This is a genomic window from Streptomyces sp. NPDC036813, from assembly GCF_055609245.1.
In genome coordinates this window covers 70,596-88,310 of sequence record NZ_JBVJPV010000023.1, presented here as the reverse complement: position 1 = coordinate 88,310, position 17,715 = coordinate 70,596, and the positions used below count along the sequence as shown (strand labels likewise).

20 protein-coding genes are annotated in these 17,715 nt (G+C 73.2%); 12 read left to right on the top strand and 8 right to left on the bottom strand.

Annotated elements, in window-relative coordinates:
* The first annotated feature begins 29 nt into the window (after positions 1-29).
* A complete protein-coding gene (locus ACZ67Q_RS35415) occupies positions 30-911 on the top strand; it encodes an SIS domain-containing protein (protein ID WP_471190583.1) in 882 nt (293 codons plus the stop codon).
* Between the two features lie 29 nt (positions 912-940).
* Positions 941-1,789, top strand: coding sequence for a class II fructose-bisphosphate aldolase (locus tag ACZ67Q_RS35410; RefSeq protein ID WP_471190582.1), 849 nt, complete (start codon positions 941-943; stop codon positions 1,787-1,789).
* Positions 1,790-2,070: 281 nt separating this feature from the next.
* Here ACZ67Q_RS35410 and ACZ67Q_RS35405 read toward each other — a convergent pair whose 3' ends face one another.
* Positions 2,071-3,204: a methyltransferase gene (locus tag ACZ67Q_RS35405; RefSeq protein WP_471190663.1), complete on the bottom strand. Its 1,134-nt coding sequence runs from the start codon at positions 3,202-3,204 to the stop codon at positions 2,071-2,073.
* A 67-nt stretch (positions 3,205-3,271) separates the two neighbouring features.
* Between ACZ67Q_RS35405 and ACZ67Q_RS35400 the strand changes: the two genes are divergently transcribed.
* Positions 3,272-3,934 carry an alpha-ketoglutarate-dependent dioxygenase AlkB family protein gene (locus ACZ67Q_RS35400; protein WP_471190581.1) on the top strand — a complete coding sequence of 221 codons (663 nt, stop codon included), beginning with the start codon at positions 3,272-3,274 and terminating at the stop codon, positions 3,932-3,934.
* Positions 3,935-3,961: 27 nt separating this feature from the next.
* Complete coding sequence (locus ACZ67Q_RS35395) at positions 3,962-5,209, top strand: ROK family protein (protein ID WP_471190580.1); 1,248 nt, start codon at positions 3,962-3,964, stop codon at positions 5,207-5,209.
* 7 nt (positions 5,210-5,216) lie between these two features.
* Here the strand turns inward: ACZ67Q_RS35395 and ACZ67Q_RS35390 are convergent, their stop codons facing one another.
* From ACZ67Q_RS35390 to ACZ67Q_RS35380, 3 genes are all read right to left on the bottom strand, one after another.
* Positions 5,217-5,981 carry an SDR family NAD(P)-dependent oxidoreductase gene (locus ACZ67Q_RS35390; RefSeq protein WP_471190579.1) on the bottom strand — a complete coding sequence of 255 codons (765 nt, stop codon included), beginning with the start codon at positions 5,979-5,981 and terminating at the stop codon, positions 5,217-5,219.
* A 114-nt stretch (positions 5,982-6,095) separates the two neighbouring features.
* Positions 6,096-6,680, bottom strand: a complete 585-nt coding sequence (locus ACZ67Q_RS35385; RefSeq protein WP_471190578.1) for a TetR/AcrR family transcriptional regulator — start codon at positions 6,678-6,680, stop codon at positions 6,096-6,098.
* 95 nt (positions 6,681-6,775) lie between these two features.
* Positions 6,776-7,855 carry a LacI family DNA-binding transcriptional regulator gene (locus ACZ67Q_RS35380; RefSeq protein ID WP_471190577.1) on the bottom strand — a complete coding sequence of 360 codons (1,080 nt, stop codon included), beginning with the start codon at positions 7,853-7,855 and terminating at the stop codon, positions 6,776-6,778.
* A 160-nt stretch (positions 7,856-8,015) separates the two neighbouring features.
* Between ACZ67Q_RS35380 and ACZ67Q_RS35375 the strand changes: the two genes are divergently transcribed.
* From ACZ67Q_RS35375 to ACZ67Q_RS35345, 7 genes are all read left to right on the top strand, one after another.
* Entirely contained in the window at positions 8,016-9,044 is a 1,029-nt protein-coding gene (locus ACZ67Q_RS35375) for an SIS domain-containing protein (RefSeq protein WP_471190575.1), read from the top strand.
* Between the two features lie 121 nt (positions 9,045-9,165).
* On the top strand, positions 9,166-9,984 hold the full coding sequence (locus tag ACZ67Q_RS35370) for a PfkB family carbohydrate kinase (RefSeq protein ID WP_471190573.1): 819 nt from the start codon (positions 9,166-9,168) through the stop codon (positions 9,982-9,984).
* Between the two features lie 40 nt (positions 9,985-10,024).
* The gene (locus ACZ67Q_RS35365; protein WP_471190571.1) at positions 10,025-11,356 is read left to right on the top strand and encodes an ABC transporter substrate-binding protein; all 1,332 of its coding nucleotides are present in this window, start codon (positions 10,025-10,027) and stop codon (positions 11,354-11,356) included.
* A 43-nt stretch (positions 11,357-11,399) separates the two neighbouring features.
* A complete protein-coding gene (locus ACZ67Q_RS35360; protein ID WP_471190569.1) occupies positions 11,400-12,308 on the top strand; it encodes a carbohydrate ABC transporter permease in 909 nt (302 codons plus the stop codon).
* Positions 12,305-13,195, top strand: coding sequence for a carbohydrate ABC transporter permease (locus ACZ67Q_RS35355; protein ID WP_471190567.1), 891 nt, complete (start codon positions 12,305-12,307; stop codon positions 13,193-13,195). The genes ACZ67Q_RS35360 and ACZ67Q_RS35355 overlap by 4 nt, the downstream gene beginning before the upstream one ends.
* 149 nt (positions 13,196-13,344) lie before the next feature.
* Complete coding sequence (locus ACZ67Q_RS35350; RefSeq protein ID WP_471190565.1) at positions 13,345-14,235, top strand: NAD(P)-dependent oxidoreductase; 891 nt, start codon at positions 13,345-13,347, stop codon at positions 14,233-14,235.
* Positions 14,236-14,261: 26 nt separating this feature from the next.
* A complete protein-coding gene (locus ACZ67Q_RS35345) occupies positions 14,262-14,681 on the top strand; it encodes a PPOX class F420-dependent oxidoreductase (protein WP_471190563.1) in 420 nt (139 codons plus the stop codon).
* Between the two features lie 7 nt (positions 14,682-14,688).
* Here the strand turns inward: ACZ67Q_RS35345 and ACZ67Q_RS35340 are convergent, their stop codons facing one another.
* The 4 genes from ACZ67Q_RS35340 to ACZ67Q_RS35325 form a co-directional block, all read right to left on the bottom strand.
* Positions 14,689-14,868, bottom strand: coding sequence for a DUF1272 domain-containing protein (locus ACZ67Q_RS35340; RefSeq protein ID WP_471190561.1), 180 nt, complete (start codon positions 14,866-14,868; stop codon positions 14,689-14,691).
* A 111-nt stretch (positions 14,869-14,979) separates the two neighbouring features.
* Positions 14,980-15,888 (bottom strand): phosphotriesterase family protein, encoded by a 909-nt coding sequence (locus ACZ67Q_RS35335; RefSeq protein WP_471190559.1) that lies wholly within the window; start codon positions 15,886-15,888, stop codon positions 14,980-14,982.
* On the bottom strand, positions 15,885-16,472 hold the full coding sequence (locus ACZ67Q_RS35330) for a DUF4865 family protein (RefSeq protein ID WP_471190557.1): 588 nt from the start codon (positions 16,470-16,472) through the stop codon (positions 15,885-15,887). Before ACZ67Q_RS35330 ends, ACZ67Q_RS35335 begins: the two co-directional genes overlap by 4 nt.
* A gap of 28 nt (positions 16,473-16,500) precedes the next feature.
* Positions 16,501-17,055 carry a TetR/AcrR family transcriptional regulator gene (locus tag ACZ67Q_RS35325; protein ID WP_471190550.1) on the bottom strand — a complete coding sequence of 185 codons (555 nt, stop codon included), beginning with the start codon at positions 17,053-17,055 and terminating at the stop codon, positions 16,501-16,503.
* A gap of 126 nt (positions 17,056-17,181) precedes the next feature.
* Here ACZ67Q_RS35325 and ACZ67Q_RS35320 point away from each other — a divergent pair, with 126 nt between their 5' ends.
* Positions 17,182-17,649 (top strand): hypothetical protein, encoded by a 468-nt coding sequence (locus ACZ67Q_RS35320; RefSeq protein WP_471190548.1) that lies wholly within the window; start codon positions 17,182-17,184, stop codon positions 17,647-17,649.
* The last annotated feature ends 66 nt before the right edge of the window (positions 17,650-17,715 follow it).

The following is a 17,715-nucleotide window of genomic DNA, read 5'->3' as shown; positions in this document are numbered from 1 at the left end:
AACAAACACACCCTGGGAGGGGCAGCCGCATGACGCATGTCGAGGACGAGCTGAACAGCCAGCCGGAGTGCTGGACCCGCGCCGCGGCGGAGGCGACCGCGCACGCTGCGGCACTGCCCGCACCGGGAGAACGGACCGCGGTCGTCGGCTGCGGCACCTCCTACTTCATGGCCCAGGCGGTCGCCGGCCTGCGCGAGGCCGCCGGCCAGGGCGAGACCGACGCCTTCGCCGCCTCCGAATTCCCCCACGGCCGCTCCTACGACCGGGTCGTCGCGCTCACCCGCTCCGGCACCACCACCGAGGTGCTGGAACTGCTCGGCCGGCTGAAGGGCCGAACCCGCACCACCGCGGTGACCGCCGACCCCGACACGCCCGTCATGGCGGCCGCCGACGACGTCGTGGTGCTCGCGTACGCCGACGAACGCTCCGTCGTACAGACCCGCTTCGCCACCACCGCGCTCACCCTGCTGCGCGCCCACCTCGGCCTGCACACCGATGCCGCGGTCGACGACGCCCGCACCGCCCTCGCCGCCGCGCTGCCCGCAGAGCTCGTCGCCTGCCGCCAGTTCACCTTCCTCGGCCGCGGCTGGACGGTCGGCCTGGCCAACGAGGCCGGCCTGAAGATGCGCGAGGCGTCCCTGTCCTGGACGGAGGCCTACCCGGCGATGGAGTACCGGCACGGCCCGATCAGCATCACCACCGACAACACCGCCACCTGGATGTTCGGGGAAGCTCCCGAGGGACTCGCCGACCAGGTCCGGGCCACCGGCGGACTCTGGGTGGACGGTGGCCTCGACCCGCTCGCCGAACTGGTCCGCGCCCAGCGCCTCGCGGTCGCCGTCGCCGCGGCCCGCGGCCTCGACCCCGACCAGCCGCGCCACCTCACCCGCTCGGTGATCCTCGCCCCCTGAGCCGCCCGCCACCCCGGAAAGGACAGGCCGTGCCCCTAGCGACCACCGGCGAACTCGTCACCCGCGCCGCCGCCGACCGCTCAGCCGTCGCCGCCTTCAACATCATCACGCTGGAGCACGTCGAGGCCGTCATCGCCGGCGCCGAACAGGCCGGCGCACCCGTCGTCCTCCAGGTCAGCGAGAACGCCGTGAAGTTCCGCTACGGCCGCCTCCTGCCGCTCGCCCGCGCCGCGGTCGCCGCCGCCGAGGCCGCCGCCGTACCCATCGCCCTGCACCTGGACCATGTGCAGAGCGACGCCCTGCTGCGGCAGGCACCGGCGGCGGGCTTCAGCTCGGTGATGTACGACGCCTCCGCGCTGCCGTACGCCGAGAACCTCGCCGCCACCCGCGCCGCCGCCGACTGGGCGCACGCCCAGGGGCTCTGGATCGAGGCCGAGCTGGGGCAGGTCGGCGGCAAGAACGGCCGCCGCCCGCTGGACGCGCACGCCCCCGGCGCCCGCACCGACCCCACCGAGGCGCGCGGCTTCGTGGCCGACTCCGGCGTCGACGCGCTGGCCGTCGCCATCGGCAGCGTCCACGCCATGACCACCCGCACCGCCGCCCTCGACCACGAACTCCTGAAACGCCTCGCCAAGACCCTGGAACTCCCGCTCGTCCTGCACGGCTCCTCCGGAGTCCCCGACGGCGAACTGCGCACGGCGGTCGCGGGCGGCATCACCAAGGTCAACGTCGGCACCGCCCTCAACCAGGCGATGACCGCGGCGATCCGGGACTTCCTGGCCGCCCACCCGGAAGCGGTCGACTCCCGCAAGTACCTCAGCGTCGGCCGAGAGGCGATGATCCAGGAGGTGACCCGCATCATCTCCGTCCTGACCTGACGACAGGCCCGAGCCACGGCGTTGCTGCACTCGCCGACGGCGGGAAGGGGCCGGGGTGGGGGTGTCCGCCCGCAGCGTCCGGCACCGGTCAAGGGCGCCGCCGTCGGAAACGGCCGGCCGGACCGAGGACGGACACCCCCACCCCGGCCCCGCTGTGACCACCGGCCGTAGGCATTCAAGGGGCGCGGGGAACGGCGCGAGAACCCCCCACCCACCCGCACCCGAAAAAACGACCCGCCGCAGGCACGACGCACCCGAAGAACGACCCGCCGCCGCAGGCCCTACCGCCGGACGGCCCGCAGCACCACGAACTTCGGATCGCTCGCCACCACCGCACTGTTGCCGAACAACCGTCGCAGCTTGACGTGATACCCCAGATGCCGGTTCCCGATCACCCACAACTCCCCGCCCGGCCGCAGTACCCGCCGCGCACCCGAGAACATCCGGAACGCAGTCGCGTCGGTCGTGGCCTGATGGGAGTGGAACGGCGGGTTGTTCAGCACCAGGTCCACACTCCCGGACGCCACCCCGGCCAGACCGTCCCCGACCCGGAACTCCCCGTGCCCCGGCACCCCGTTCGCCTTGTACGTCGCCTCCGCCGAGGCCACGGCCTGGAACGACTCGTCGACGAACAGCACCTCGGCCTCCGGGTTGGCCAGCGCGACCGACGTGCCGACGACACCGTTGCCGCAGCCCAGGTCGACGATGCGGCGCGGGCCCTCGGTCGCCGGCAGATGCCGGAGGAAGAACCGCGTACCGATGTCCAGCCGGTCCGCGCAGAACACCCCGGCGTGGTTCACGACGGGCCGCCCCGAAACCGGCCCGACACCGTCCTCCAGCCGGTAGATGTACGGCCAGGGATTGTCGGGCCGCTCCAGCGCCGGATCCGGCGTGCAGAAGATCAGCCGCGCCTTCTGCCGGGCCAGCGACGTGCGCGTCGGGCCGAGGATCCGCTCGAACAGGTCGAGCGTCGAGGTGTGGATCTCCTTGACCATGCCGGTGCCGACCACCACGGAACCCGCGTGCAGGGCGGGAGCCAGCCGAAGCAGCTGGTCCTCCAGCAGCGCGAGACTCTTCGGCACCCGCACCAGCAGCACGTCGATCCGCTCCGGCGGCGCGTCCTGGGTGGTCAGCAGGGGCACCACCCCCGGAGCCACCCCGTTGCGCGCGAGGTTCGCCCGGGTCGCCTCCTGCGCCAGGTACGAGTCGGTGATCTGCGTCGGCGCGTGAGCCGCGAGCGCCGTGACCAGCGCGCCCCAGCGGTCGCCGACGACCACGACCGTGCCGGACAGATCGACCCGCTCCTCGGCCAGGTGCCGCAGCAGGTACGCGTCGGAGGCGTCCCAGGCGCGCAGCCTGTCGCGCGGGTCCTCGGGGAAACGGGTCAGCGCGAGCTCGCCCCAGGGCGTCGTCATACGGTCGTTCATGGTGCGTCCAGGCTAGCGGAGCCGCAGCTCAGGCCCGGTGGGGCAGGATGGTGCCATGGATGCCGAGCTGTTCCCGCGCGAGCGCGCCGAGGTGGCACCCGGCGCGGTGCACATGCCGGACTGGCTCGACAGGGACAAGCAGCGCACGCTGCTCGACGCCTGTCGCGCCTGGGCCCGGCCCCCGGCCGGCCTGCGCACCGTGCGCACACCAGGCGGCGGCACGATGACCGCCCGCCAGGTCTGTCTCGGCTGGCACTGGTACCCGTACGCCTACGCCCGTACGGTCGTCGACGGCGACAGCGCCCCCGTCAAGCCCTTCCCGGCCTGGCTCGGCGAACTGGGCCGTCAAGCGGTGACCGCCGCGCTGGGCCCGCAGGCGACGCCACCGCCGTACGACATCGCGCTGATCAACTTCTACGACGGGGACGCCCGCATGGGCATGCACCGCGACGCCGACGAGAAGGCCGACGCACCGGTCGTGTCGTTCAGCCTCGGTGACACGTGCCTCTTCCGCTTCGGCAACACCGAAACCCGCGCCCGGCCCTACACCGACGTCGAACTGCGCAGCGGTGACCTGTTCGTCTTCGGCGGGCCGTCCCGGTTCGCCTACCACGGGGTGCCGCGCGTGCTGCCGGGCAGCGCACCGCCCTGGCTCGGGCTGACCGGGCGCCTGAACATCACGCTGCGCGTCAGCGGTCTGCGGGCGGACACAACCTGAGCAGCGGATCATGACAGACTCCCCCTCATGAGCGGCAAGGCGGACCCCCGGCAGGCGGGGGAAGGGACCACCTCGAGGACGCGGCTGGACCGGGGGCGCGGAGCGCTCGGGCCCGCGTTGGAGCTCGTGCACACCGGACGGGCGCCGACCCGAGCCGTGCTCACCGCCGAACTCGGCGTCACCCGTGCGACCGCCGGCGCGGTGGCCGCAGAGCTGGAGGCGCTGGGCCTGATCCGCGTCGACGCCCGGCCCAGCGCTCCCGCCGGCGCCCAGGGCCGCCCCTCGCACCGGCTGAACCTCGCCGAGGACGGCCCCGTCGCGCTGGCCGCCCAGGTCCACGCCGACGGCTTCCGCGCGGCCCTGGTCGGCCTCGGCGGCCGGATCGTCGCGACCGCCCCGGGCTGCGAGACCGTCGACGCCGACCCGGCGAAGGTGCTCGGGTCCGTGGTCGAAGCGGGCGCGCAACTGCTGCACGAGACCGGCCGGCGCTGCGTCGGCGCCGGGCTCGCCGTGCCCTCCGCGGTCGCCGAACCCGAGGGCCTCGCGCTGAACCCGCTGCACCTGGCCTGGCCGGTGGGCGCGCCGGTGCGGGAGATCTTCGCCGCGTGTGTGCGCGACGCCGGGATCACCGGGCCGGCCTTCGCCGCCAACGACGTCAACCTCGCCGCGCTCGCCGAGCACCGGCACGGCGCCGGCCGGGGCTCGCGCGACCTGCTGTGCGTGGCGACCGGGCACCGCGGCGTGGGCGGCGCGCTGGTGCTCGACGGGCGGCTGCACACGGGCAGTTCGGGCCTCGCACTGGAGGTCGGTCACCTCACCGTCAACCCCGAGGGCGGACGTCCCTGCCACTGCGGCAGCCGCGGCTGCCTCGACGTCGAGGCCGACCCGCTCGCCCTGCTCACCGCCGCCGGCCGCGACCCGGGCCCCGAGGTGTCCCTGCTCCAGCAGGCCAACGACCTGATCCGGAACGAGTACGACGACCCGGACGTCCGGCGGGCCGTCGAGGCGCTCATCGACCGGCTGGGCCTGGGCCTGGCCGGTCTGGTGAACATCCTCAACCCCGACCGGATCATCCTCGGCGGGCTGCACCGCACGCTGCTGGACGCCGACCCCGAGCGGCTGCGCGCGGTCGTCGCCGACCGCAGCCTGTGGGGCCGCAGCGGCGGTGTGCCCATCCTCGCCTGTTCCCTGGACCACAACAGCCTGGTCGGCGCGGCCGAGTTGGCCTGGCAGCCGGTGCTGGACGACCCGCTCGGGGCGCTGACCGGGGGCTGACCGCCGGCTACAGCGCGGCGCCCCCGTCGATCACCAGGTCCGTGCCGACCAGCGCCGCGGCCGCGTCGGACGCCAGGTACAGCACGGCCTCGGCGACCTCCTGGGTGGACGACACCCGGCCGAGCGGCGACTGGTCCTTCATGCGCACGGCGCGCTCCGCCTCGGTCTCCCCGGGCCGCAACGACATCGTCGTGTCGGAGGCGCCGGGGCTGACGGTGTTGATCCGCACCCCCTCCGCGATGTACTCCAGCGCGGCCCCGCGGGTCAGCGAGGCGACGGCGGCCTTGCTCGCGGCGTACGCGACGGCGTTGGGCACCTGCTTGTGCCGGCCCAGGTTCGAGGCGACGTTGACGATCGCGCCGCCGCCGGGCTGCGCGCGCATCTGCCGGATCTTCGCCTGCAGAGCGAGGAACACGCCGGTGACGTTGACGTCGAGCAGGGTGTGCCAGTCGTCCTCGGCGAGGTCGGCGAGCGGCGCGCCACGGAAGACGCCCGCGTTGTTGACGGCCACGTCGAGGCTGCCGAACCGGTCGGCGACCGCGCGCACCAGCGCCCGTACCTCGGCGGCCCCGCTGACGTCGGCAACCTCGGCGACGGCGGTGCCGCCGGCCCGCTCGATCAGCGCCACGGTCTCGTCGAGCGGTGCCCTGGAGCGGCCGGCCACGACGACCCGGGCGCCCTCGGCGGCAAGGGCGAGCGCGACGGCCCGGCCGATACCGGTACCGCCGCCGGTGACGAGGGCGGCACGGCCGCAGAAGCGGTTGCTGGACACGGGAGTTCCCTTCGAAGGAGACGTACGGAGTGGTGGCCCTATTTCCGGACCGTTCGGTCAAGTAAAGGGGCAGCGAATAAGCGCCCCGTCGGAGCGTGTGTGCGGGGACGGACGTCAGTCCAGCAGCGCGAGCGCCTGCTCCGCCGCGTCGAGCACCCGGGCCGGCTCCGTGGACGCCTTGCCGACCACCCGGAAGCCCTGCATCAGCACCAGCAGCATGCGGGCCAGCCCCTGCGGGTCGCGCCCTTCGGGCAGCTCGCCCTGTGCCCGGGCGCGCAGCAGCGCCGAGTGCAGCAGGGTCTCCAGGTGCCCCCAGCTGCGCTCCACGCGGCGGGCGGCGTCGTCGTCGTGCGGGGCCAGTTCGGCCGCCGTGTTGGTGACGAAACAGCCGCGCTCGCGGCGGGCGTCGTCCGCCGCCTCGGCGGCGAACCGGCGCACCACCGCCCGTACGGCGGGCAGCGCCGGTCCCGGCTGGGACAGCTCCAGCGCGAGCAGCGGGTTGTGCTCCTCGCCGTAGCGGTCCAGGGCTTTCAGGTACAGGGCGTGCTTGTTGCCGAAAGTGGCGTAGATGCTCGCCCGCCCGATCCCGAGGTGCTCGACCAGGTCGGCCATCGACGTCGCCTCGTAGCCCTTGCGCCAGAAGAGGTCGAGGGCGGACCGGAGGACGGCGTCCGGATCGAATTCCTTGGGCCTGGCCATGCCGGAGACGCTAGTCCCTGGCAGAACGATCGGTCAACTATCGCTTGACGGGGAGGGGAGCGCCGCAGCCGGCGCTCGCCGGGGTGGCGTCACACCTACCGCTCGACGGGGGAGGGCGGCGCCGCCACGGAGTCCCGGGCGATGAACGTCGTGCCGAGCGTGATGTGCTGGGGTTCCTTGCCGCTGCCCTCGATGCGGGCCGTCAGCGCCCTTACCGCGCAGGCCCCCAACTCCTGGACCGGCTGCGCCACCACGCTCATCCGCGGGCGCACCGCGGCCGCCCAGTCCGGGTCGTCGAAGGTGACCACCGACAGGTCGTCCGGCACGGTCAGGCCACCGGCCCGCGCGGCCGTCAGCACCCCGAGGGCGATCATGCTGTCGGTGGCGAAGACGGCCGTGGGGCGGTCCGGCAGTGCCAGCAGGTCGGCCGCCAGCGCCGCCGGGTCCTGGCGGTGGAAGGTGCCGCGGCGCAGATACCGCTCGGTGTCGCCGATGCCCGCCTCGTGCAGCGCCGCCCGGTAGCCCTCGATGCGCTCCAGGCCGGTCGTGATCGGGCCCGAAGGGTCCTCGTCCCCGGTGCCGACCAGGCTCACCAGGCCGATCCGGCGATGGCCGGCCGCGATCAGGCGGCGCACCGCGTCCTCAGCCGCGCCCCGGTTGTCGACGGTGACGGAGTCGCAGGGCAGGCCGGGCGCCCGGCGGTCCAGCAGCACGACCGGGCATCCGGAGGTGTGCGCGGCCTTCAGGTGGGCCGCGTCGGCCGTGGAGGCCGGGGCGACGATCAGGCCGTCGACGTGCTTGTCCAGCAGCGTCTTGACCGCCGCGCGCTCGGCGGTGACGTCCTCGTCGGTGTTGGCGAGCAGCACCTGGTAGCCGGCGGCACGGGCCGCGTCGGTGATGCCGCGAGTGACACCCGCGAAGAACGGGTTCTGGATGTCGGCCACGACCACGCCGAGCGTGTGCGTGCGCCCCGTGATCATCGAGCGGGCCAGCTGGTTGGGGCGGTAGCCCAGCTTCTCGGCCGCCGCGCGCACCTTCTCCCGGGCCTCCGGGGAGACGGACCCGTAGTCCGCCAGGGCGCGGGAGGCGGTGGAGCGCGAGACCCCGGCCTCACGGGCGACGTCGGGGATGGTGGCGGGGCGGGCGCGGCCGCTGCTGCGTCGGTTCGTCGTCATGGCAGGGGTCAGGTTAACGGGCGCGACACGGGTCTTGACGCTCGGGACCGGGCGATGGGAAGGTTCTCACCACCGCCGATGAGAACGTTCCCAATTCGCCTCCCCTGTCCGTACTGCTGCGATTGGGAACGTTCTCCATCCCCGTCTCGGAAGGAACCGCGTGAGCACCGCAACCCTGCCCCTCAAGCCCATCACCGAGGACTTCAAGGAGGCCGTGGCCTTCGCACTCAGCCAGAACGACACCGCCCGCGCCTTCGTCGACGAGGTCGTCGAAGCCGGTCTGCGCAACGTCTTCCTGGTGGGCTGCGGCGGCTCGCTCACCGCCGCCTACCCCGTGCAGTACCTGCTGGAGACCCGGGCGCAGTTCCCCGTCTTCCACCTGAACAGCGACGAGTTCAACCACCGCAGGCCCGCCCTGCTCGGCGAGGGCTCCCTGGTCCTCGTCTCCTCGCACACCGGCACCACCAAGGAGACCGTCGCGGCGGCCCAGTACGCCCGCGAGGCAGGTGCCAAGGTCGCCGCGCTCACCCGCAGCGCCGACAGCCCGCTCGCCGAGGCCGCCCACGTGGCGTTCACCTACCGCAGCGAGGACACCGTCGTCGCCCCCAAGGGCGTGCTGTTCGGTCAGCTCGCCTACGCCCTGCTGGAGAAGACCGGCGTCGAGGGCGACTACGCGGCGCTCCGGCAGGCCTACGAGGCGCTGCCCGACGCCCTGTACACCGCGCAGGAGGAGGGCGAGGAGCTGGCCGCGTCGATCGCGACCGCGCTCGCCGACGAGCCGGTGACCTACGTGCTCTCGGCCGGCCCCAACTACGGCGCCGGCTACGGCTTCACCATGTGCTACCTGATGGAGATGCAGTGGAAGCACGGCGGCAGCTACAACGCCGGTGAGTTCTTCCACGGTGCCTTCGAGGTGGTCACCGAGGACCAGCCGGTGATCCTCTTCCTCGGCGAGGACGCCACCCGCCCCATGGCCGAGCGGGCCAGGACCTTCCTCGACAAGTACACGAAGAACGCGCACTACGTGGACTCGACGATGTTCACCCTGCCGGGTGTGCCCGCGCACCTGCGCGGCGACATCACGCCCATCGCCCTGGACGTCTTCGGCACCCGTCTCGCCCGCCACTACGAGTCGGTGCGCGGCCACGACCTCGACAAGCGGCGCTACATGTTCCAGGTCGAGTACTGAGCCACGGCTCCCTGACCGCTGCTCCACCCCGGCCCGGTGCGGAGCCGCACCGGGCCGGCCCGTAGTCGCAGCCCCACCGACTCGCCCCGCACCCCACCGACCCCCTGCCGAGGAAACCCCCATGCGCATCTGCGGAGTCGGCGACAACGTCGTCGACCGCTACCCCCAGCGCGGCCTGATGTACCCGGGCGGCAACGCCCTCAACGTCGCCGTGCACGCCGCCCGGCTCGGCGCCGGGGCCGCCTATCTCGGCGTCACCGGCACCGACACCGCCGGCGCCCACATCCGCGCCGCCCTCGCCGCCGAGGGCCTGTGGCTCGACCGCCTGCGCACCGCCGACGGCCCCAACGCGTACGCCACCGTGTACGTCGAGGAGGACGGCAACCGCACCTTCGGCGCGTGCGACGCCACCGTCTCCCGCTTCACCCCCGACCCCGCCGACCTCGCCTGGCTGCGCGGCTTCGACCTCCTGCACACCGGCGACTGCAGCCACCTGGAGGAGGAGCTGCCGCGTCTGGCAGCCGCCTGCCCGGTCAGCTTCGACTTCTCCGACCGCCCCTGGTCGTACGCCGCGCCCCTCCTGCCGTACGTGCACACCGCCGTCTTCTCCCGCCCGCACACCGACGACACCGAGGCCGTCGACCTGACGCGGCGCGCCGAGAACGCCGGCGTGCGCCTGGCGGTGGTGACACGTGGTGCCCGCGGAGCGCTGATCCGCTACGAGGGCACCACGCACCACCAGGACGTCGTGCCCGTCGAGGCCACCGACACCCTGGGGGCCGGTGACTCCTTCCACGCGGCCCTGCTCGTCGCCCTGCACCACGAGCGGCGCACCCTCGCCGACGCCGCCGCCCGCGCGGCCGCATACGCCGCCGAAGTGTGCACCCAGCCCGGCGCGTTCGGCCACCCCCTCGCCTTCGAGGCCGCCGGCACGCCCTGACCCCCGCACCCCCTTCGACCCCGACCGCCAGGAGCCACCGATGCGCCGAACTCCCGCCCCCGTGGTCGGTTGCCTGCTCACCACCCTGCTGATGCTGCTGATCAGCGGCTGCGGGCAACGGCCGGTCACCGTCACCCCCGACGACTTCACCCTCCACGGCCGGCCCGAGGGCCACCTGACCGTCCTGGAGAAATGGGCCGACCCCGAGTACGCGCCCTACTTCCAGCAGGCCGTACGCGCCTACCAGCGGCAGAACCCGGACGTCACCATCGAGCTCCAGGCGGTCGGCGACCAGCCCTACAAGGACCGCATCGCCGTCCTCGCCGCCTCCCGCGAACTGCCGGACATCTTCTTCGCCTGGCCGGGCCAGTACGCACGCAAGTTCGCCGACGGCCGGCTCGCCGCCGACCTCAGCAGCACGATCGAGGGCACGGCCTGGGGCGACGGCTTCGAACGCAACGCCCTGGACGCCTTCACCTTCGACGGCCACGTCTACGGCGTCCCCCTCGACGTCGACGCCAAGGTGTTCGCTTACAACACCGCCCTGTTCGCCAAGGCCGGTGTCACCGCGCCGCCGCGCACCTTCCCGGAGCTGCTCACCGCCTGCGACCGCATCCGCAGGGCCGGCTACACCCCGCTCGCCTTCGGCAACCAGTACGGCTGGCCCGCCGGCCACCTGCTCACGCAGTTCAACGCCGCCGAGGTGCCCGCCGACGTCCTCGCCCGCGACTACGACGGCCGGGGCGACTTCACCCACCCCGGATACGCCCGCGCCCTGGACGACCTCGCCCGGCTCAAGCAGCGCTGCATGGCCCCCGGCGGCACCAGCATGAGCCACGAGTCAGCGCAGGCCCGCATGCTGTACGGCAAGGCCGCCATGCAGTACCTCGAGACCCTGGAGTTCTCCTACCTGACCGAACAGGGCGGCGCTCCCGAGGAGTTCGCGGACCACTGGGACTTCTTCCCCATGCCGGGCATCCCCGGGGCGCAGGGCGACCCGAAGGCCATCGCGGGCGGCGCCGACGGACTGCTCGTCTCAGGCGCCTCGCCCCGCAAGGCCCTCGCGCTCGACTTCCTGAAGTTCCTCACCAGCCGCGCCCAGGCCCGCGCCATGGTCCGCGACCTGGGCTGGCTCAGCGCCGTCAAGGGCACCGCCGACGCGGCCCGGCTGCCCGCCCTCGCCAAGGCACAGCGCGTCATCGCCGGGCACGACATGGCCGTATGGCTGGACACCCGGGCCGGGGAGAAGATCGTCAATCCCTGTCTGTCGGCGGCCGAGGCCGTCCTGGCCGGGCGCGCCTCCCCGCAGGCGGCCCTGCGCGAGGTGCGGCGCGGTGCCGAGCAGGCCCGGCGCTACGGGGTCACCCCGTGACCGACCCGCACACCCCCGAACCCGCCCCGAAGGAGGTGCCCCCATGGGACACGCCGGCACACCCCACGGCAGAACCCGGCACCGGCTGCGCCACTCCCTGTACGTCGCGCCCGCCCTCGCCCTGATCGCGCTGTTCGTCTACTACCCGATCGTCGAGAACGTCCGGCTCAGCCTGTTCAAGTTCAGCGTCTTCCAGCCCGGCATGCGCTACGTCGGACTGGACAACTACCGCCAGGCGGCCGCGGACCCGGTGTTCTGGCACGCCCTGCTCAACAACGTCTGCTACGCGGTGACGTCGGTGGTCTTCCAGGCCGGCGCCGCCCTCGTGCTGGCCGCCGTGCTGGAGGAGGCCGTCGGGCGCCGGCTGCGCGGGCTGCTGCGCACCGTGTACTTCGTCCCGGCGGCCGTGTCGATGACGGTGGCCGGTCTGCTCTTCCAGTTCCTCTACCAGCCGGACGCGGGACTGGTGAACAGCGCCCTGAAGGCCGTCGGACTCGGCTCCCTGCAGCACGACTGGCTCGGTGACTCCGCCACCTCCATCTGGGGTGTGATCAACATGAGCCAGTGGCAGTCCTTCGGCTACACGACGATGCTGCTCACCGTCGCCATGCAGCGCATCCCGCGCGAGCTGTACGAGGCGGCCACCGTGGACGGCGCCGGGCGCGTGCGCACCTTCTTCACCGTCACCGTGCCCATGGTCCGTGAGATGACCACCCTGCTCGTCATCCTCACGGTCTCCGGCGCCTTCCTGGTCTTCAACGAGGTGATCGTGATGACCGGCGGCGGACCGTCCAACTCCAGCCAGGTCCTCGGCACCTGGCTGTACGCCTCCGCCTTCACCGGCGACGACATGGGCTACGCGGCAGCCATCGGCACCGTGATGTTCCTGATCACCTTCGCCGCAGGAGCCGTCCAGCTCCTGCACTCCCGCAGGAAGGCGGCCACGGCATGACCCTCACCCTCGACCGGTCCGGAGCCCCGGCCACCGCCGCCGCCCCGCCCACCCGGCGGACCCGCACGGCCGGCACGGCGGCGCTGCGCGTCCTCGCCCACGCCGCGCTCGCGGCCCTGGCCGTCGCCGTGCTCTACCCGCTGTTCTGGATGGCCGTCTCCGGTCTGAAGTCCAACGGCGAGATCTTCTCCGACCCCTGGGGCCTGCCCGCCCACCCCCACTGGGACACGTACGCCGACGCCTGGCACCAGGGCGTGCTCGGCTACCTCCTGAACTCCCTGCTCGTCACGTCCGCGAGCGTCCTCGCCGTCGTCCTGGTCAGCGCCTGGGCTGCGTACGGGCTGACCCGTCTGGACATCCCCTGCTCGCAGCCCGCGCTGCTGCTGGTGCTCGGCGCGATGATGCTCTCGCCGACCGTGGCGATCGTGCCGCTGTCCCAGCTGCTCCAGGCCCTGCACATCTACGACACGTACTGGGCGCTGATCGTCCTGTACACGGCGTTCAAGGTGCCCTTCACCACCTTCCTCATCCGCGCCTACCTGCTCGGCCAGCCGGTGGAGGTGGAGGAGGCCGCGTTCCTCGACGGTGCCGGCCGCTGGCAGACGTTCTGGCGGGTCGTCGTGCCGATGGCCCGGCCGATCCTCGTTTCCGCGGCGGTCCTGCAGTCCCTGTTCGCCTGGAACGAATACGCCTTCGCCCTGGTCTTCATCACCGACGACCGGCTCAAGACGCTTCCCGTCGGCCTCGCCGACATGGCCGGGCGGCTGAACTCCGACTGGCCGGTGCTGTTCGCCGGGCTGTCCATCGCCGCCCTGCCGATGATCGTGGTCTTCCTGATCGGCCAGCGGCACTTCGTGCGCGGGCTGTCGGCGGGCGTCGGCAAGTAGGGTCTGTCCCTCGCGGGCCGGTGGCCCGAGCGGCGGTCACCCGAACGCGGGGCAGCGGGCCGGCGCACGGCGTGCTTGCCGGAGCCGTCTCCGGGAAGGCTGGAGCCTGAGGTCCGCACCGCCCACCAGGAGGAGGAGCCCCCCGCGCCATGACCGACCAGCTCACCGTCAGCGTCCTCGGCACCGGCATCATGGGCGCCGCGATGGCCCGCAACCTCGCCCGCGCCGGCCACACCGTCCACGCCTGGAACCGCACCCGCGCCAAGGCCGAACCGCTCACCGCCGACGGAGTGCGTGTCGCCGACGACCCGGCGCAGGCGGTGCGGGACGCCGACGTGGTCCTGACCATGCTCTACGACGGCGCGGCCGCGGCGGACGTCATGCGCGAGGCCGCTCCCGCCCTGCGCCGGGGCGCCGCGTGGGTCCAGTCCACCACCGCCGGGCTGGACGCCGTACCCGAGCTTGCGGCCTTCGCCCACGAGCACGGCCTGGTCTTCTACGACGCCCCCGTGCTCGGCACCCGGCAGCCCGCCGAGGCCGGGCAGCTGATCGTCCTGGCGGCGGGTCCCCGCGAGGGCCGAGAGCAGGTGACGCCGGTCTTCGACGCCGTCGGCGCCCGCACGGTGTGGACCGGGGAGGACGGCTCCACGGCCAGTGCCACCCGCCTCAAGCTGGTCGCCAACAGCTGGGTGATCGCGGCCTCCACGGCGGCGGGGGAGACGCTGGCCCTCGCCCAGGCGCTCGGCGTCGACCCGGCCGGCTTCTTCGACATCATCGCCGGCGGCCCCCTCGACATGGGCTATCTGCACACCAAGTCGGCCCTGATCCTGGACGACAAGCTGACGCCGGCCCAGTTCGCGGTGGCGACCGCCGAGAAGGACGCCCGCCTGATCGTGGCCGCCGGCGAGCGGCACGGCGTCCGTCTCGACGTGGCCGCCGCGAGCGCCGAGCGGCTGGCCCGGGCGGCCGCGCGGGGGCACGCCGACGAGGACATGGTGGCCGCTTACTTCGCCAGCTTCCCCGAAGAGTCCGCGTCCTGAACGCCGAACATCCGTAGGAGAATCCCATGTCCAAGCCGCCGCTGCCGCCCGAGGCCGTCGAACTGCTGCGCCGCCCCAACCCGTGCGTGATGGCCACCCTGCGCTCCGACGGCGCGCCCGTGTCCACCCCCACCTGGTACCTGTGGGAGGACGGCCGGGTCCTGATCAGCCTCGACGAGGGCCGCGTGCGCCTGAAGCACCTGCGCCGCGACCCGCGCGTCACCCTGACCGTCCTGTCCTCGGACGACTGGTACACCCACGTCACCCTCATCGGGCGGGTCGCCGAGCTGCGCGAGGACAAGGGCCTGGCCGATATCGACCGCCTGGCCACGCACTACATGGGCGGCCCGTACCCGAGTCGGGAACGCTCCCGGTTCAGCGCCTGGATCGACGTCGAGCGCTGGCACGGCTGGGGTGCGATGAAGGACAGCGACCAGCCGGGCTGAGCGGCTCTCAGACGCCGCGCCGCGGCCGGGGAACCAGCTCCCCGCCGCAGTTGGGACACACATCGCGCATGTCCTCGCTGCACGGCACGCAGAAGGTGCACTCGTAGGAGCAGATCCGGGCCGGCGCGTCGTGCGGCAGCACCGCCGTCGTGCACCGCTCACACATGTCACGCATCTCCAGGGCCATCGTCGTCCCGCTCCTCCTCCGTTGGGTCCTCGCAGGCCATGGTGCGGCCCCGGCGGGCCGCCGCGCACCGCCGGGCCGGGCCGGAATCCGACATGATCGGGCCACGGCGGCTCACCGCCACGCCACGGCGAAGGCGCGCGCCGGGTTCTCCGTCAGGATCCGCGCGACCGGTTCCTCGCCCAGCACGGCGGCGAGCCGCGGCCGCACCCGCCGCAGCAGGTACGGCATGCCCGGGCCGCCGTTCACCGAGCGGGCCGCCGCGGTCGTCGTGTCGCCGCCGAGCAGCAGCCGGTCGCCGAACCCGGCCTCCACCAGGGCCGCCACGGCCTCCGGCATGCGCCAGTCGGTCGCGTGATGGGCGCGGGACGGGCCGTCGAAGGCCAGCCAGCAGCCGGACCGCGCCGCCTGGAGGTGTACCACCGGGTCCGGGAAGCGGTTGAGGTGACCGAGGATGACCCGGTGCGGCGGCACGCCCAGTTCCCCGCAGAGCAGGTCGAGCACGTCCGGCGCGCCCGTGCCCAGCTCCAGGTGGACGGCGATCGGCGCGCCGGTCGCGTGGTGCGCCTCGGCTGCCGCGGTCATCGTCCAGCGCGCGTGCCCGTCCAGCGCGTGGAAGCCGCCCGCCACCTTGATCAGTCCGGCCCGCACGCCCGAGGTGCCGATGCCGTCGGTGAGTTCGGCGACGAACACCTCGGCCAGCCGCCCGTGAACCTCCTTCAGTACCCTCTCGTCGTAGTGGACGTCCTGGTGCAGTCCCGTCGCGGCGAGCACGTGCACCCCGCTGTCCCGGGACAGCGCCGGCAGGTCGGCCGCCCGCCGCCCCAGCCCGTACGGCGTCCACTGCACCACACAGCCGCCGCCCTGCTCCCCGAACGCCGTCAGCTCCGCCCGCGCGGCGCTCACACTGTTCAGCTCCTGACCCGGCAGGCGGGGGCTGGCGAAGAACAGGTGATCGTGCGCGTCGCACACCCCCAGCCGCTCCGGCTCGACGTCCCCGAGCACCGTACGGACGACGCTCACCACTGCCGCCCCCGCGGCAGCCGCCCCCGGCCCGGCGCGGACAGGTGCAGCACCCGGAACACCTCGCCCCCGGCCTTCGGCGGCGTCCCGCCCGACCACAGAGAGAAGTGGACGACCTCCCAGCGGCTGGAGTCGACCACGGCCGCCGCCAGCACGGCCCCGTCCTCGCCCGCCAGCCGCGCCGTCTCGGCCGCCGCGTCCGCCATCACCTCCGACAGCACGACGCCGTCCGGTACGGCCTGCCGGCGGCGTACGGCGATGGCGGCAGGGGAGGCGGCGGCTGCCCCCTCCTCGTACGCCAGTCCCGTCCATTGCCGCACGGCCGGCCGCCCGAAGTCGTCGACGGGCCCCTGGAACGGACCGCCCCACAGGAAGCGGTTCATGCCCTCCATGCTGTGCCAGAGGTAGAACGGCGCGTACTGGTTCACCGGCGAGCCGTCCACGCCGCGCTCGCGGATGAGGTAGGCCTTGAGGCCGAGCCCCTCCCATGCGTCCAGCTTGTGTCCGAGGCGGGACACGCGCGTGCGGATGACGTCCATGTCGTAGTCGGCGGGGAGCGTCATGGCGTACTGCATGGCATGCATGGGCGGTCCTTCCTCGGACGGACGGGAATCAGGGCGCGAGCAGTGCGAGCAGTCCCCGCACCCCGGCGTCGAAGGCGGCCGGCGAGCCGGAGGCGCGGGCCAGGACGTAACCGCCCTGCACGGTCGCGACGATCGCCGAGGCGATCTCTTCGCTGTCGAGGCCGGCCCCGAACTGGCCCTGCTCCTTGCCCTCGTCGACGAGCGCGGCGAGCCGCGCCCGCAGCCAGGCGATCGTCTCGTCGACGGGGGCGCGAAGCTCCGCACTGGCGACGACGTCCGGGTCCATGGTCAGCCGGCCCACCGGGCAACCGCGCAGTACGTCACGCTCCCGCGTGAGATACGCGGCGATGCGCTCGTACGGGGTGCCCGGGCCGTCGAGCACCCGGCCGGCGGCGGCCCGCATCTCCTCCGCCGTGCGCCGGATGGCGGCCAGCGCGAGGTCCGGCTTGCCCTTGAAGTGGTGGTACATGCTGCCCTGGCCGGCACCCGCGCGCTCCAGGATCGCCTTCGGGCTGGTGCCCACGTAGCCGCGTTCCCACAGCAGCTCGCGGGTGGACTCGATCAGTCGCTCCGACGTGCTCATACAGTCACTGTACATACTGGTAGTTACAGAAATCCAGGGGGAGTGGGCCTGCAACCAACTCGGCTTCCGATATGTCTCCTTCGGCAAAGGGAGGCCGCTGTGTCCCCCTCGGCAAGGGAGCCCGCCATGACCCCAGACACCGCATCCCGCCCGCCGCGCCGCCGGACCGTCGCCCTGTCCGCCGCCGCGCTCACCCTCGGCGTCCTGGCCACCGCCACGGCCGCGACCGCCTCGCCCGCCGAGCACACCGCGCAGTCCTCCCGCACCAAGGAGATCGCGTCCTCGGTACTCGGCTCGGACTACAAGGTCACGCTCACCGCCCTGCGCTCGGGCACCGACCCGTACGCCGCCTCCGTGCGCCTGCGGGTCTTCGTCCACAAGGGCGGTGCCTGGAAGGAGTCCGACCGCGTCCAGGTGGGCAGGGCGAACGGCTGGTTCTGGTACCCGCTGACCGGCAGCCACGCCGTGGGAACCTTCTCCACCGCGAGCACCGAACCCGCCCCGGTCAAGGTCCGCCTGCTGATCACCCCGTCCATCGGCTACTCCGGGACGTACTCCTACGTCATCCGCCACGGGGACGTCACCGCCCGCTGACCCACGCCGCGTACTCCAGAAGAGGTACACGCAGTGCCGCTGGCCGTACGACGACCCGGGGCCCCC